This window comes from Caballeronia sp. A2-2 (genome assembly GCF_057612605.2).
On the sequence record NZ_CM173618.1, the window covers coordinates 298,869 to 314,012 of the forward strand.

The 15,144-nt window shown below is 58.4% G+C and carries 12 protein-coding genes; 3 read left to right on the forward strand and 9 right to left on the reverse strand.

The genetic code is table 11. The annotated features are described in order from the left end of the window. Positions 1-6: 6 nt before the first annotated feature. From ACZCWR_RS24975 to ACZCWR_RS24985, 3 genes are read right to left on the reverse strand one after another with little or no spacing between them, the layout of a single operon-like run. Positions 7-945 (reverse strand): fumarylacetoacetate hydrolase family protein, encoded by a 939-nt coding sequence (locus ACZCWR_RS24975; RefSeq protein WP_487305721.1) that lies wholly within the window; start codon positions 943-945, stop codon positions 7-9. A 25-nt stretch (positions 946-970) separates the two neighbouring features. Continuing rightward, the gene (locus tag ACZCWR_RS24980; RefSeq protein ID WP_487305722.1) at positions 971-2,656 is read right to left on the reverse strand and encodes a hydantoinase B/oxoprolinase family protein; all 1,686 of its coding nucleotides are present in this window, start codon (positions 2,654-2,656) and stop codon (positions 971-973) included. A gap of 1 nt (position 2,657) precedes the next feature. Beyond that, a complete protein-coding gene (locus ACZCWR_RS24985) occupies positions 2,658-4,724 on the reverse strand; it encodes a hydantoinase/oxoprolinase family protein (protein WP_487305723.1) in 2,067 nt (688 codons plus the stop codon). 218 nt (positions 4,725-4,942) lie between these two features. On the opposite strand from ACZCWR_RS24985, the gene ACZCWR_RS24990 reads away from it, so the two are divergent. From ACZCWR_RS24990 to ACZCWR_RS25000, 3 genes are all read left to right on the forward strand, one after another. Continuing rightward, positions 4,943-5,713 (forward strand): SDR family NAD(P)-dependent oxidoreductase, encoded by a 771-nt coding sequence (locus tag ACZCWR_RS24990; RefSeq protein ID WP_487305724.1) that lies wholly within the window; start codon positions 4,943-4,945, stop codon positions 5,711-5,713. Positions 5,714-5,773: 60 nt separating this feature from the next. Beyond that, a complete protein-coding gene (locus tag ACZCWR_RS24995) occupies positions 5,774-6,820 on the forward strand; it encodes a transporter substrate-binding domain-containing protein (RefSeq protein ID WP_487305725.1) in 1,047 nt (348 codons plus the stop codon). A gap of 134 nt (positions 6,821-6,954) precedes the next feature. Then, entirely contained in the window at positions 6,955-7,710 is a 756-nt protein-coding gene (locus ACZCWR_RS25000) for an IclR family transcriptional regulator (RefSeq protein WP_487305726.1), read from the forward strand. Between the two features lie 410 nt (positions 7,711-8,120). On the opposite strand, the gene ACZCWR_RS25005 is transcribed toward ACZCWR_RS25000, so the two are convergent. From ACZCWR_RS25005 to ACZCWR_RS25030, 6 genes are all read right to left on the reverse strand, one after another. Beyond that, positions 8,121-8,972, reverse strand: a complete 852-nt coding sequence (locus ACZCWR_RS25005; protein WP_487305727.1) for a fumarylacetoacetate hydrolase family protein — start codon at positions 8,970-8,972, stop codon at positions 8,121-8,123. A gap of 49 nt (positions 8,973-9,021) precedes the next feature. Then, positions 9,022-10,620 (reverse strand): amino acid ABC transporter permease/ATP-binding protein, encoded by a 1,599-nt coding sequence (locus ACZCWR_RS25010; protein WP_487305728.1) that lies wholly within the window; start codon positions 10,618-10,620, stop codon positions 9,022-9,024. Positions 10,621-10,671: 51 nt separating this feature from the next. Continuing rightward, complete coding sequence (locus ACZCWR_RS25015) at positions 10,672-11,505, reverse strand: ABC transporter substrate-binding protein (RefSeq protein ID WP_487305729.1); 834 nt, start codon at positions 11,503-11,505, stop codon at positions 10,672-10,674. A gap of 346 nt (positions 11,506-11,851) precedes the next feature. Next, entirely contained in the window at positions 11,852-13,378 is a 1,527-nt protein-coding gene (locus ACZCWR_RS25020; protein ID WP_487305730.1) for a gamma-glutamyltransferase family protein, read from the reverse strand. 13 nt (positions 13,379-13,391) lie between these two features. Then, complete coding sequence (locus ACZCWR_RS25025; RefSeq protein ID WP_487305731.1) at positions 13,392-13,883, reverse strand: RidA family protein; 492 nt, start codon at positions 13,881-13,883, stop codon at positions 13,392-13,394. A 40-nt stretch (positions 13,884-13,923) separates the two neighbouring features. Then, complete coding sequence (locus ACZCWR_RS25030; protein WP_487305732.1) at positions 13,924-14,937, reverse strand: DODA-type extradiol aromatic ring-opening family dioxygenase; 1,014 nt, start codon at positions 14,935-14,937, stop codon at positions 13,924-13,926. Positions 14,938-15,144: the final 207 nt, after the last annotated feature.

The window sequence follows — 15,144 nt, forward strand, 5'->3', positions numbered from 1 at the left end:
TTCCACTCAAACGGCGACAATCGGATTACTCAAGCGACCGACACTTTCGATGCTGACGTCGATCGTGCCACCGTACTTACGCAGATCGATCGTCGCCATCTTCCAGGGTTCCACGGCAGGAACGGTTCCGATTGACACAATATCGCCCGGCTCGAGGGTATGCGCCGCCGAGAGATACTCGATCAGCTCCGGAATCTGGTAGACCGCGTCGGCCGACGTCCCAGCCTGCACCAATTCGTCGTTCAGCCGCGCATCGAGCTTTAGTGCGTGCGGATCGGGCACTTCGTCGATCGTCACAAGGAAAGGTCCCATTGGCGAGAACGTGTCGAAGTTCTTCCAACGCCCCGGATAGGTCAGCTGCTCCTCACTGCCGTCCTTGCGGCGAAGCCGGATCCATTCCGACGTTGCGCGAAGGTGGTGTGCCGTCAGATCATTATGGACGGTGTAGCCAAGGATGTGCTCATAGGCGTCAGCCGCTGCGATATGCTTCCCGCCCTTGCCGATGATGAGCGCTAGTTCAACTTCAGGACCGACGCATCCAATGTCGGGCAACTCGATCGGATCGAAAGGTCCGGTGATGCACGTGCGTAGCTTGATGAAGTACTGCGGCCGTGGATTCGCCGGCTTAATAGAACGCTCAAAATTTTCGCGACCATTAATCGCTATGGCAAAGAACTTGGGGGGTTCAGTGACTGGCGCGCGCAGATGCAATTGGTCGAGCGAAAGAGCACCGAGGTCCATCGCATTCTTTTTATCTAACGCGTCAAGCGTATTTCTAAGGGCAGAAAAATCGATTTCTCCGCCCTCGTGCAGCTTGATGAAATCAACCATTGACCGGATAGGCTGCTTGAGCACGGCGGACAGATCCACAACCAGTCCAAAGGGCAAATATGCGCCGACGTGGCAGTATTGTTCTTCCGGTGTGTCATATTGGCAAAGTCGCATTGCGTATATTTCCTCAAATGACGTTTCAGGAAGCGCGTACCAGCTTGCCGTTCGCGTCGCGGCTGACACCGTACTGCGCGACTGCTGCATCCCAACTGATCAGTAGGCGCTGCAGATCCGCTTCGATGAGTTCCAGCGGTCGGTCTTTCGGATCTCCAAATCCGCCGCCGCCCGGCATATCGAGCACAACTCGATCACCCGCCGGAATCAACTGCCGCCCCTTTGGTCTCAAGAGCTCGCCCGACTCCAGTTGGAGCTTGCCGTTGGCGCCGTTGCTGCCGCCGGCACGTCCGCGTGGTGGATGGTTGATGCGGTCAAACGTTGCAAGGATCGCGAACGGCGCGTCTTCCCGGCTTCCGACAACCATCGTCTGCCCCAGGCCACCGCGGAACTTCCCAGCGCCGCCCGAGTCCTGACGCAGTTCCTTCTTCCAGACGACCAACGGCGTAATCGCCTCAGTAACCTCAACCGGAATATTCTTCACGCCACTAGGGAAAGGAGTCGCAGAAAGCCCGTCACTGCTCGAGCGTGCCCCCATGCCGCCGCTGTGCAGGCTCATCATCATGAAGTTGGTCTGCTTTGCACCGCTCGCAGGCGTCAGGCCCATACCAGCGCCAGCTTTGACGCCCCACAATGAGCCCGCACCTTCCGCGGGCGCTCGGCCCGGCAGCAGTTCGTGCATCGCGCCGAAGACGACGTCCGGCACGAGGTGGCCGACAACGCTTCGCACGGCGACTGCGGAAGGGAAAGGAGCGTTGACAATGGTGTTCTCCGGCGCCGTCACGACGATCATGTCGAGTGATGCCGAATTGTTTGGCACTTTGGGTGCCACGACGCATTTGACCGCGAACGAGGCATAAGCCGCTGTGTAGCAAAGCGGGCAGTTGATACCAAAATCCGAGACGGGCGAACTGCCGGCGAAGTCGACGACAATTCGCTCGTCTTCTATGGTCACCGAACACGCGAGATCAACGGGCTTGTCGTAGCCGTCGGTGCGCATTGCATTGCTCGCTTTTGCTTTTGGCAGCGCGGCAAACGCATCCAGCATCGCGTGACGGGTGTTCTCGAAGATGTAATCGCGGACCGCGTCCAGCGATTCAATCTCGTATTCATTCATCAGCGCGGTAAGCGACTTCACCGCATTGTCGTTACAAGCCGCGAGCGCATACATGTCGCCTACCACCTGCGTGGCCTCACGCACGTTGTTGCGCACGATCTCCACCAGCCACTCGTTTGCTTTGCCCTGGTCAGCAAAGCGCATAATCGGCAACCGCAGGCCTTCATGGTAGACCGTGCGCCCTTCTGGTGAGAAGCCGACTCCACCGATATCCACAACGTGCGAGGTGCAGGCAAAAAAGGCGACCACACGACCGTTGAGGAAGGCTGGCGTAACGAAGGTGAAGTCGTGGAGGTGGCCCGTTCCCTGCCACGGGTCATTCGTTAGAAAGACATCGCCCTCACGCATCTCCGCGATCGGAAACCGATTCACGAAGTGAGGCACAGCCATAGCCATCGTATTGATGTGCCCCGGCGTCCCTGTCACAGCCTGCGCAAGCATCCGACCTTCGGCGTCGAATACCCCAGCCGACACATCGCCGCCCTCACGAGTAGTCACGCTGAATGAAGTGCGGATCAGCGTCTGCGCTTGTTCTTCGACGATCGCGAGCAAACGGCTCCACGTTACCTGGAGTTGGATCAAATCGGACTTCATATCAGTTCTTCCTTTCGAGCTGGATGTAACCGGAGTTCAGGATTAATGCGTCGAAGTTGCGCCCTACCAACGTAGAAGTCTCATCCTCAACAATGACTGCTGGGCCTTCCACAATCATTCCGGGCTTGAGGTCGCCGCGTACGTAGATGCCGTGGTCCAGCGCCTTCATCAATTCCGGATCGAAGATCTGTCGACGTGACGTCGGTACGGCCGTCGTGGCACGAGCTGTTGCTTGTTGAGTAACCGGCGCCGGAACTGGAATAAGGGCGGCCAGACTCCACGTCATGACTTCAACGCCGAGGTTAGGAATGGTTCTTCCGAAAAGTGCTTCGTATCGCTCCGCGAAGAGACGTTCCATCATCTCTTTGTCGTCGTCGGTAAGATCGCGCGACGGTAATGCAACGTCGATCTCATGACCTTGGCCCCGGTAGCGCATATAGGCGACGCGGCTTTCCTCGATCGTCCCGCTCGAGCTAGCCTTACGGATAGCAGCAGCAGCCTCTGCGCTCATCGTCGCAAACAGTTCGTTGACCGAGGCGGGCTCGAACTCGTCGAGATTCACGTATCGCGAGCGCGTCACGTGATAGCCGATCGGCGCTTGCAGGAAGCCAATCGCCGAACCGACTCCTGCGCCAGTGGGAATCACCACTTTACGAATCCCACACTTGTCCGCCAAGCGCGCCGCATGCAGGGGTGCGGCCCCGCCGAACGCGATCATGGTGCGCTCTTGCAGGTCTTTACCCCATTCAATAGCGTGAACGCGCGCTGCATTTGCCATATTCTCGTCGACAATTTCGGAAATGCCCGCTGCAGACGCCTGCTCGTCGATGCCGAGTTGCTTGCCAATGATTTCATTGAGAGCGTTCGCGGAAGCCTCAGTCGAAAGACGTATTTGTCCTCCAGCGAAGCGGTCAGGATCGAGACGACCCAGCATTAAGTCTGCATCGGTGACGGCCGGCCGTTTGCCACCGCGGCCGTAGCACGCCGGGCCAGGCACCGACGAGGCGCTCTCCGGGCCGACTGTAATTCGACGCAGTTCGTCGATTCCGGCCAGCGAACCGCCGCCCGCACCAATTTCGACCATCTCGATAACAGGAATGCGGAGCGGATACCCGCTGCCCTTGAGGAATCGGTAGGCGCGTGCAACTTCGAACGTGCGGGATTGAAGTGCACGGTAATCATCAACTAAGCAGATCTTTGCAGTTGTGCCACCCATATCGAACGAAACTACGCTCCGCTCGCCAAGCTCCTCCGCCAGGTTGCTTGCCAGGACGGCCCCGCCTGCCGGGCCCGATTCCACGAGTCGGATCGGAAATTCACACGCCGTCTGGAGTGTCGTCATTGAGCCGCTCGACGTGATCATGAGCAAGCCGCAATGGAAGCCCCGCTCCGCGAGCTGCTTTTCGAGCCGCTGCAGGTATCCCTGCATCTGCGGACGGACGTATGCGTTCGCCACAGTCGTCGAAACGCGATCGTACTCTCGGATTTCCGGGCTGACGTCGCAGGACAGCGAGACCGGAATGCCCGGAAGCAGACGAGCCAGTATCTCGCCGGCACGACGCTCATGCGCGTCATTTGCGTAACTGTGGAGGAAACAGACCGCAACCGCCTCAATGCCAGCGTCCTTGATCTGGCGAGCGACTTCCTCGAGCGCTGCCTCGTCGAGCGGCAGCAACTCAGTCCCGTCGGCCGCAAGCCGTTCCGTTACGCCCCAGCGGTGTTCGCGCGGCACAAGGGGCTCCGGGCGGACCATGTAAAGATCGCTTTGCTCGAAGCGGTGTTCATACGCGATCTCTAGTGAGTCACGGAACCCTTCGGTAGTCACCAAGCCGACCCGGGCTCCCTTGCGTTCAATGATGGCATTCGTGGCGAGTGTCGTCCCGTGAACGATCGCGCCAACGTCGGAGGGCACCACGTTGGCCTTGGCCAACGCCGCGCTAGCGCCCTCAAGGAAACCAAGCTCCGGGTCGCTCGGCGTGGTCAGCACCTTCGCTGTGAAACGGGTACCGGAAACGTCTAAAACGACGTCAGTGAAAGTCCCGCCAATGTCTACTGCCAGTCGGATCACAACGCTCTCCCTTCGGTTAAGCAGCCGGACGACTCCATGTCGTCCGCGCCGCTGCCATGTTTCGATATCCAGTCGCCTGGACCGAATACTAGGACAGATCAAAATAAAACGCATTGGGGTAAATACTGATTCAATGTCCTGATATTCGGAACAGAACTTTGTATAATGAGATACATCCGGCGGCGGCTCGCCGGCAACCTGCCTTGAGGGACTTCTAGATGCAACGTTTCAAAAACAAGGTCGCACTGGTCACCGGCGCGGCGCAGGGAATTGGTCTTGCCTGTGCCGAGCGACTCGCGCAAGAAGGCGCATTGGTCATCGGCGCAGACCTCCAAGAGAATGTGGCAGACGTCATGAAGGAGATCGGCGGCATCGGAATCACTGCCGATATGGGCGTGCAGGCTGACATCGCCAGACTCTTCGACTCTGCTCTAAAGCACGCCGGCAAGCTTGACGTGCTCGTCAACAACGCCGCGGTAACTAGTCCTGCAGACTTCCTTGATTACAAGCTCGAGGATTTCGAGCGCGTGCTGCGAATCAACCTGACGTCAGCGTTCTCGGCGTCGCAGCGCTTTGCGCGCGAACTTGTGGCGCGTAAGGCGCCTGGCGCAATTGTGAACATGTCGTCGATCAATGGTCAGGTCGCCCTGCCCAATCAGACGGCCTACGTGACCTCGAAGGGTGGCTTGAACCAGCTCACGAAAGTCATGGCAATTTCGCTCGCCCAGTACAACATCCGCGCTAACGCCATCGGCCCCGGCACAATCCTTACCGAGATGTCAAAGGCTCGAGTGCTTGCCACGGAAGAATCACGTCGCCGGATTTTGTCGCGCACACCTTTGGGCCGCCCGGGCGAAACCAGCGAAATCGCGTCGGTTGCTGCCTTCTTGGCGAGTGACGATGCCTCTTACATGACCGGCCAAGTCATCTATGTCGAGGGTGGACGGTTAGCACTCAACTACACCTGCGACGTTCCGGCTGCCGCTTGAGGCACCTGTCGGCGCGCCGACGCGAGGCAGAAACTCAACATTCGTTAGGGATATGAAGCCGTGAAAACCGTTCTCAAACATGCTCTTGTTCTCGCCGGCGCGGCGATTGCCTTTTCGAGCCCGACCGCGCATGCAGCGGGCCCGAACTCGCCTACCCTGGAACGCGTCAAGACCCGTGGCAGTCTCGTTTGCCCGGTGCCGACGTCGCCGTACCTGGGATTTTCCGAAGTCGGTGCCAATAGCAGTTGGCATGGACTCGACATCGACATTTGTAAGTCGATCGCGACCGCAATCTTCGGACCGAACCCCAAGGTGAATTTCTCGGCAGTGAGTTGGGCCGATCGCTTCCCTGCACTCCAGTCAGGTTCGATCGACCTAATAGCCATGTTCACCAGTTGGACTCGAAGCCGGGACGCGAAGCTGGGACTCCAATTCAGCAACCCCTACCTTTTCGCCGGTGTACGCCTCATGGTTCCCGCTTCGCTCAACGTCAAGTCAGCGAAGGAGCTCGACGGTGCGACGATATGTGCCGTCGCCGGATCCACCGGAGATCGACAACTCGTCAATTATTTGCGAGGGATCAACGTCAAGTACAAGATGGTGACGTTCGAGAATTTTGCGGACGTTGTCTCTGCGTACAAAAACAAACGTTGCGACGCCTTGTCAGCCGCAGGTCCGGGCCTGGCGGCGCTCCGCGCTGGCGAATTGAAGACGCCCGAGCAGCTGATCCTTCCAGACATCGTGTCAATGGAGCCGATTAGCGTGGCCGTTCGACAGGGAGACGATGCTTTCTTGGACATCGTGAACTGGACCTTCGGAGCGCTGATCGAGGCGCAGCGTCTGGGCATCACCCAAGCGAATGTCGAGGCGAAACGCGCCGACGCGAACAGTACAGCTGAAATCAAATATCTTCTGGGCGTAACACCCGGCGTTGGTGAAGGTCTGGGCCTGAAGGACGATTGGGCTTATAACGTTATCAAGCAAATGGGCAACTACGGCGAGATCTACGCGCGAAATCTTGGGGACAAGAGTCCCTACAAGCTCCCGCCCGGTCAGAACACGCTTTGGTCTCAAGGCGGCCTGCTGTACTCCCCTACGTTCGACTGAGCGGGAGCGGCCTGCCGAGCAGGCTCAAGCCCGGAGCTACTATAATCTTGCACAAGGCCCGGCAGGGAACCGGGTTCGCCTGGCGTAGGGCATTCCAAGCGGGCCTCGGGCAGGACTAAATTGCAATCAGGACTATGGATACCACCATCCTCAAAGGGCTCACGGTGTTGGAACGGCTAGCGGAGAGCGATCAGCCGCGCGGTGTGACGGAGCTCAGCCGTCAGATGAACCTTACCAAGAGCAACGTTCAGCGTTTGTTGAGCACGTTGGTTGAACTCGGATATGCCCAGAAAGACGCGTTGACGGGCCGTTACAGCCCTACTCTGCGGATGTGGGAATTTGGGTATAAAGCTTTGTCCCGCGATCGCGTTCGCCTGGCTGCGGCCTCGCAGTTGCGCAGACTGCACGAACATTGCGGGGAGACGATCTTCCTGTGCGTGGGGGACGGCCTCGACATAATCTACGTTGACAAGATCGAAGGTAGCGATCCGAATCGAGTATTCTGCATGATAGGAATGCGTCTGCCAGCTCTTCGTACCGCCGCTGGCAGAGCGATCCTGGCTTTTCAGGACGATGCAACGATTGAACAGGCGATTACGGTGGCGCAAGAAGTCGACCCGAGTTGGATGACTGCAGAGAGTGCGACGGAGATGCGGAAACGCCTCAAACAGATTCGCGACGATGGTTTCGCAACGTCGATCGGTGAGTTTCGGTCCGGGACGAACAGCCTTGCAGCCCCCGTCTGGGGTGGCGAAAACAAACCAATCGCTTCTATCGTTATCAATGGGCCCAGCGAACGGTTATCAGCAAAGACGCTACGATCACTGGCCGCCGATGTGATTGGCACTGCTGCTCGCGTATCAGAGACGCTGGGTTACAGAGTCGGCTGATTGGGCGGCAACCAGGCAGTGCCGTTCGAGCTATTGAGCAATTCGCCTTGATGTTGTTGTGTGTCGCGCTGGCCACCCTGCTCCAACGCGCTGGAGCCATTCAAACCAGGCACATGATCGTCGGGAACTGACCCGGTGATTCAGAAACTCGACCGACCATGCATGGCCGGTCGAGTCGAAGACAAGGCGCGTAGCAGCATCGCCGATCCGCCAGAAGGACCCCCCGCCGTCAACAGGCCAGATCTGCAAAGCATGCCAACACCTGGATGCGCTAGCCAAGATCACGTGGCAATCGGGATGAAGTCATGACAAACAGCAGCCGTCCCGTCAAGCCCCACACGCGAGACGTTAGACGTTCATATCAATTGGCCCGTCTTACGGTAGCCTCGTGAACTAAGCGTTCGGTGGGTTCAGTGCTCATCTTCGACCGTGTTACGCAGCGTCCCGATCTTGGATATCTCTATCTCAACGATATCCCCCGCCTTCATCCAGAGAGGCGGTTGCCTGAAAGCACCCACGCCGCCCGTAGTGCCAGTGATAATGACATCTCCCGGCAGCAGCGTGCAAAACGTTGAGCAATATTCGATAAGCTGCGGCACGGAAAAAATTAGGTCATCCATAGTGGCGGATTGCATGACTTCGCCGTTAAGTCGCGTGGTCAGCGTGAGCTCGGATGGATCTCCAACCTCGTCTGGAGTGACCAGCCATGGCCCGAAGGCGCCGGTTTTCGGAAAGTTCTTGCCTGGAGTGAACTGAGAGGTATGTCGCTGCCAATCACGGATGCTGCCATCGTTGTAGCACGAATAGCCGGCAACCACGTCGAACGCGTTCGACGCAGCGACATGGCGCGCCCGCTTGCCAATCACTACGGCGAGCTCACCTTCAAAATCGAGACGCTCCGACGCGAGCGGTCTCAAGATCGGTCCGTCATGCGCTGTTTGGGAATCGGCAAACCGTGCAAAGATCATCGGCTTGTCGGGTAGTTCACGGCCGGTCTCCTTCACGTGCGACAAATAGTTGATGCCGACGCAAAGAATCTTTTGCGGCTCGGGGATTACTGGAAGCAATTCAACGTCCGACCAGGCGACAAGGTCCGATGTCTGTTCGGCGCGCTCAGCAAGCGCGCGCATCGACCCTCGCTCAAGAGCCTCCCTGAGTGTCGCACCAAGCACATCCGCAAACGGCGCGGCGTCGACAACGCCGTGCTCTGTAGCGACACCATACGTATCTCGTCCTGCATGTCGAAAGCTAACAAGTTTCATGCGCTCAAAGTCCTTGAAGATTTTTCATTTTCGTTCGGCACTGCAGTTGTCATGCACTGCCTAATGCACCCTGGTTGGTCAGAATGACAGGTGGCACCGGACGGGACGCACGACTCACCGGCGATCCGCCTCCTTTGTGCTCCGTGCCAATGAATCGGCGGATTCGTTCAGCATCTGCTCTGTCGCGGATTTCTTCCGGAGAGGCGGCGAGCTCAATCCGACCATCTTCCATGAAGACCACACGATCTGATATCGACATAGCGAAATCCATTTCGTGCGTCACAATCAGCATAGTCATCCCTTCGTCCGCCAGCGCAGAGATGACCTTTAGTACCTCTCCGACCAGCTCCGGGTCGAGTGCCGAAGTAGGTTCGTCGAATAACATGATCGCCGGCTCCATCGCCAAGGCACGAGCAATCGCAACCCTTTGCTGCTGTCCGCCAGAGAGCTGATGAGGATATTTCTCTGCGTGTGCAAGGAGCCCTACCTTGTCGAGCATGGCCAGCGCCTGTGCGCGTGCCTCCGCGGCATTTCGGCGGCCGTGATAGCGCGGGGCAAGCATCACGTTTTCTGCAATCGTCCGGTGCGGAAAGAGATTGAACGTCTGAAACACCATCCCAATGTTCAAGAGCCCTTTCCGACCACGGCGCCCGAGATTACGACCGCTCGCGGAAAGAAACGGCTCGCCGAACAGGAGCACCTCACCGTCGTCCAGCGCCTCGAGCGCATTGATGGTTCGGATGAGCGAAGTCTTCCCTGAACCGGAAGGCCCAATGATCGAAATGACTTCGCCCCGCCTCACTTCTAGTTCAATTCCTTTTAGAACGTGGTGATCGCCATAGCGTTTTTGCAGGCCCCTAAGAGTCAGCGCGGGCGTAAGCTCTCGCGTCGACGCGTCGCTCTTGACGGCGGCCAACGCCGGAATGCGTCCGCGAAGCGCATGGACTTGGGCCGTATCCAGGGCCACAGGACGCCGCGCCTGAAGATCGAAGCGCTTCTCAACGAATTGGATGATCCACCCGAACACAGTGACGATGCCGACGTAGTACACCGTAATCGCACAGAGCGTCTCCATCACCAGTAAATTCTGAGCGTAAAGCTGCTGGCCAACGAGAAGCAACTCGCCCAGGGAAATTACAGAAATCAACGATGTAAGCTTCACGCAGGCGATGTACTGGTTTGCGAGTGTTGGCAAGGCAATTCGCAGCGCTTGTGGAATGATCACAAGGCGCTGGATTCCGACCGGTCGCAGCCCCAGCGCGTAGCCTGCCTCGTACTGGCCCTTGGCAACTGCGGTAAGGCCGCCCCGATGGATCTCGGCCATATAAGCGGTCTCAGTGAGGACCAAGGCGACCGTCCCAGAGAAGAACGGATGCGAGAACCATCCGCCTGTTGCCGGAAACATCTGTGGCAAGTTGTAAGTCACGATGACCGCGACCAAGAGAGGCACGCTGCGGAAAAACCAAATGTAGAGACGCGCGGGCGTCGACAGCCAAGGTCTTCGTGAGAGCCGCGCGCAAGCTATGGGAAATCCCAACACCACCGCAAGGATCCAGGACAGCGCGCTAAGTTCTATAACCGTCAACGCCGCGTGCCAGAGCTCCGGCATGGCAAACAGTGACAGCATGTATTGCAGGTCGAATTTCATAAGCTTCTCTTCTCATGCGTGATGCACAACACGGAACCACAGTGCGCGAAGTCAACTCGCGGTAGCGGGAGCCATGAAAAGATGATTTTCTTTGAGCCATTTATCGAGCTCACCGCTTTTCTTCATGCCGTCTATGCCCTTCTTGATGGTCTCAATCAGAGCGGCGTTGTCCTTCCTGACATAGATGCCGATGGTTTGCGGATAGATCAACTCGCTCGACGACACGACGATCCTGCCGTTCGATCTGGAAGCCAGCGTGTAGGCATTGTTGGCCACCTGCATGCCGGCCTGCACGTTGTTGGAAAGCATTGCCTGAATTGCCTCGGCGGTTGTCGGGTACTCACTGATATTGATCTCCCCCTTCCCCGACGCCTTGCAATAGCCGTTGGACAATTCGCGGAGCTTCGGAAGGTAGACGGTCCCCGACACGATTCCTACATGAAGGCCACAGAGGTCTTCAGGCTTTTTAGGGGTGAGCCCGCTCGCGGCGGTTGCGAGTATGGCGCTTGACGTCTGCGCATAGGGTATGGCCGATGCCTGCGCGAGCCGTTCAGGCGTGATGTACATACCTGAGATGATGGCGTCATACCGATGCGCGGACAGTCCAAGGATCAAAGTTGAGAATTTCGCGTCCTCGAATGAAACGGTCATCCCGAGTTGCTTCGCCAGCAAGTTGCCGAAGTCCGGGTCGGAGCCAACGATCTTTCCGTTCTGCACCGATTCAAACGGTGGATATGTCGCCGCCATGGCCACCTTTAGGTAACCGTCCGCAATTGTTCCGGATGGCGAGTCAGCGCGTGCGGCTGCGGGTATAAAAGCCAGTATGGCGCTACCTGTGAAAAGGGTGCCCACTAAAAGACGGCCTAACTGCCTGGAGATGTTCATACGGACCTCTGCTCGCTATAGGGACGCGATGCCCGTCCGGGCGTCGCGAAGGCTCTGTTCAAAAATTAAATCATCGCGGCTCGAACAAGCGCCGGCTAAAAAGCCAACAAGCGCAATGCGAGCAGCGGCATCTGCATAAATCGAGGACCATTCCAGTGGCAGCACTGGTGAGTTGCCCAATGGACGGCTGCGGTTACATTGACGAGGGGCGCACGCAGGGCGCACCTCCGCGACAGTCCAGACTTCTACTGACTTAACTAGCGTTACATAGCGCGTGAAAGGTCGTTTTGAAGCGTTAAGCGTCCGATCCGAGAACTAGCCAGCTATCTTTCAAAAACGGACCTGCTTAGACAACTAATGCATTAGCTTCGCGACGCAAATCCGCCGACGCTTCGAGTATCCCGTTGCCATGTACGTGTACCGCCTTCAACGATCCGAAGTAAAACGGGTGCAGTGAATCGCGCTCCACAGCGATACCCTGCGCTTGCAGCCGCTCCATGACCGTCGGTGGGAATCCAGGCTCACATAACAAGTCGCCATCGCGTGAAAGACTCCACCGCGGCGCGTCGATTGCGTCGGCGAGCGTCATGTCTCGGTCGAGCACATTCACGATGAATTGCACGCCGGTCGTAGTCTGACTGACTCCCCCAGGCGACACCGCACCCCAGACGGGCCGGCCATCGCGTAAGACGAGATAGGGATTGAGAGTGTGGACCGGTCGTTTTCCCGGTGCGAGACGATTGAAAGCATCCGCATCAAGATCGAACTCGTGCAGCCGGTTGTTTAACAAAATTCCGGTCGACGGATCGACACAACCGCTCCCGAACGGCTGAAATACGCTCTGAAGCATCACCAGCGCGTTGCCTTGCGCGTCGGCCATCACGATTCCCGCGGTGTCCCCAGGTTCGCTGATGCGTAGCGCGCTGTGTTCTGAATCTGCGCCGTCGTCCGATGGTAACGGCCATTTGGCCTCATGATCGGCCACGCGATCGCGAAGCGATCCGAGCAAAGCTCGCGCGGTTAGTATCTGAGCCTCGAGTGAATGATCGCGATTAGACTGCGGCAGGGCGCGCAACCTCGATAGCTGGGCCAGCATCAGGACGCCCACAGAGTTTGGCGGCATAACGCATACATCGTGGCCGGCAAAAGACTGCCGGACAGGTTCAACCCATTCCGCATCAAAGCGCCGGAAGTCGTCTTCATGAAGCAGCCCGCCGTGGTTCCGAGAGAATGAAACTAGCGATTGCGCGATGGGTCCGCAGTAAAATGCCGACGGACCATCGACGGCAATCTGCTCCAGCGTAGCGGCCAGTGCTGGCTGACGGTACGGCTCGCCAGCACGCCGATCGCGCCCCTCGACCTGAAACGCTGCCGTGAAGCCCGGCTGCTTGCGCACGGCCGGTTGAGCCAAAGCGAGGTTGCGGGCGAGTTCACTCGAAAAGCCAATACCTTCCCGCGCCGCCGAAATCGCCTCGGAGAAAAGCGAGTCCCAAGCTAGTCGCCCACAGCGCGCGTGGGCTTTCGCCCACAGCGCAACTAGCCCTGGTACGACCCAGCTTCGCGGGCCCCGCGCGTCAACGGTGCCAGCCGTGAAAAGCGATGGCGTAGCCGCGTCCGGCGCGGTCCCACTACCGTTTAACGCACGCAACTCACCTGAGCTCGAATCGAAGATGAGCATCATGGCGCAGCCGCCCAGCGACGTCGCATGCGGAAGAGCAACCGCAAGCATCGCGGATGCCGCAATCATTGCGTCGGTCAACGAGCCGCCGCGCTCAAGCGCCGCCATGGCAGCGTGGCTGGCGAGATGATGCCCCGTCGACACCGCGTAGCGGGTACCGAACTGGCGGGCGCGAGGCCTTTGCGTGGTCGTCATGGTTGAACCGGCCTCACTCGATCTCGACAACCATCTCGAGTTCAATCGGCATGTTGAAAGGCAGGGCGACGAACCCTACTGCGCAGCGGGCATGCACGCCGGCTTTGCCAAAGAGTGAGGTAAGCACATCCGAAGCGCCGTCGATTACCTCGGGCTGCCGGTGAAAGTCCGCAGTCGATGCGACCATGCCGAACAACCGGACGATCCGCTTCACACGCGACAATTCGCCGATCTCCGCCTTTAGGGAAGCAAGCGCACTAATCACCGCAAGGCGTGCCCCTTCATAACCCTGCTCGATCGTCACTTCTGCACCAAGCTTTCCGTGATGCGTCTGCTTCGGACCGACAAACGTGCCATGACCGGCGACAAAGACAAGCTTCCCCGTCGTGACGGCGCCACAGTAGTTGCCGACCGGCTTGCGCGTTTCGGGCAGTTCATAGCCAAGTTCAGTAAGGCGCGCCTCTGGCGTCTTACCCTTCAACGTTTCAAAAACTGCGAGCGTCATCTGAATTCCTTGTTTAGGAGAGAAAAAATTGGGGAAGAAGTCAGCCGCGACTGGCGCGCTGAATTCGCAGTTGAGCCATTGCGCCTGCAGTCAGCAGTGCGTGAATGTCGAAGTTGTCGCGTAGTGCGTCAAAGTCCGACGCGACGAGCGCTGCTCTTTCATCGGCAGCAAGCGCGAACTCGTCGCAATAGCCACCGGGATCGTCGAGAAAGCGTCGCGCCGCGGCACCGTCCACACGCAGCGTCTGCACCGCGCGAACAAGCGCCACTCTCTCGGGAGGTAAAGCCGGATAGATGAACGACTTGCGGGACACCGGCTCTGTAAGATCCCATCCGAGCACTGCATAGGTGTGATGCCATGAAGGCTCGAACGCCGCTACGAATGGCTGGCGCTGACCTGCGACTCCGGCCGCAACCAGCGTCATGCGGAGTTCGAGATTGCCCGTGCGATCAAGCGCGTCCTCGTCATAGGCCAGGAGATGCGCGAGATTGCCCGCTGCCATTTGCTCGAACAACGTCCGATCGGTTTCGACATCGGGCTTTGGGTAATGCACCGTGCCTGGATAATGAGAAAGTCCTCCGCTTGCGATCAGTACTGCGCGCCGCCCCATGCGTTTGACGGCGCGGGCAAGCGCCTGTCCAAATGCATAGCAACGCAATGGCGAGGGCTGCGGCGGCACGTACGCATTCACGAAGACTGCGGTCATTGGCGTGTCGCGGCCGAAACCCATGAACTCGTACGGAATGGTGAATGAGGTGGGAATGTTTGCATCAAGCGTGAAGGCGAGATCGAAACCCTCCTCGTCCATAGCGCGCACCAGCGGGTAGGCCATCGACGAATCGAGGGCCCAGTCTCCGCGATGTTTGTGCATGCCGTCAGCCCGGTCGGCCGCGTGCACGCAGAACGGCGCCACGGAGTGCGTCACGAAGTGATCACCGTGGTCGTTCGACAGGACAATTACGCAGTCCGGTTCGAGCGCGCGAAAGCGAGCGCCGAGCTCGGCCATCACGGCCCGAACACGCTCGACTTGGGCGCGGTCCTCGGTGTCAGGCATAGAGAGAAATTGCGGGGCGTGCGGTACTGCTGCCACTCCAATGATCCCCGCAACACCGGTCGTCGACGGGACAAGCCGCTGCATTACCATAAGTTTTCCCTGCCAAAAACTGACCGTCGGCGAACCGTAGCGCCGAGGCCAAAATGCAAATCGACGCGAAGTAGCGATGCGCCGCATTGGGTATACTTTGTTGCCATCTAGAATACC

Bases quoted from the DNA above. Each gene is read 5' to 3' on its own strand.
- ACZCWR_RS24975 (WP_487305721.1), bottom strand. From the start codon at position 945: ATGCGACTTTGCCAATATGACACACCGGAAGAACAATACTGCCACGTC.
- ACZCWR_RS24980 (WP_487305722.1), bottom strand. From the start codon at position 2,656: ATGAAGTCCGATTTGATCCAACTCCAGGTAACGTGGAGCCGTTTGCTC.
- ACZCWR_RS24990 (WP_487305724.1), top strand. From the start codon at position 4,943: ATGCAACGTTTCAAAAACAAGGTCGCACTGGTCACCGGCGCGGCGCAG.
- ACZCWR_RS25000 (WP_487305726.1), top strand. From the start codon at position 6,955: ATGGATACCACCATCCTCAAAGGGCTCACGGTGTTGGAACGGCTAGCG.
- ACZCWR_RS25005 (WP_487305727.1), bottom strand. From the start codon at position 8,972: ATGAAACTTGTTAGCTTTCGACATGCAGGACGAGATACGTATGGTGTC.
- ACZCWR_RS25010 (WP_487305728.1), bottom strand. From the start codon at position 10,620: ATGAAATTCGACCTGCAATACATGCTGTCACTGTTTGCCATGCCGGAG.
- ACZCWR_RS25015 (WP_487305729.1), bottom strand. From the start codon at position 11,505: ATGAACATCTCCAGGCAGTTAGGCCGTCTTTTAGTGGGCACCCTTTTC.
- ACZCWR_RS25020 (WP_487305730.1), bottom strand. From the start codon at position 13,378: ATGACGACCACGCAAAGGCCTCGCGCCCGCCAGTTCGGTACCCGCTAC.
- ACZCWR_RS25025 (WP_487305731.1), bottom strand. From the start codon at position 13,883: ATGACGCTCGCAGTTTTTGAAACGTTGAAGGGTAAGACGCCAGAGGCG.
- ACZCWR_RS25030 (WP_487305732.1), bottom strand. From the start codon at position 14,937: ATGCCTGACACCGAGGACCGCGCCCAAGTCGAGCGTGTTCGGGCCGTG.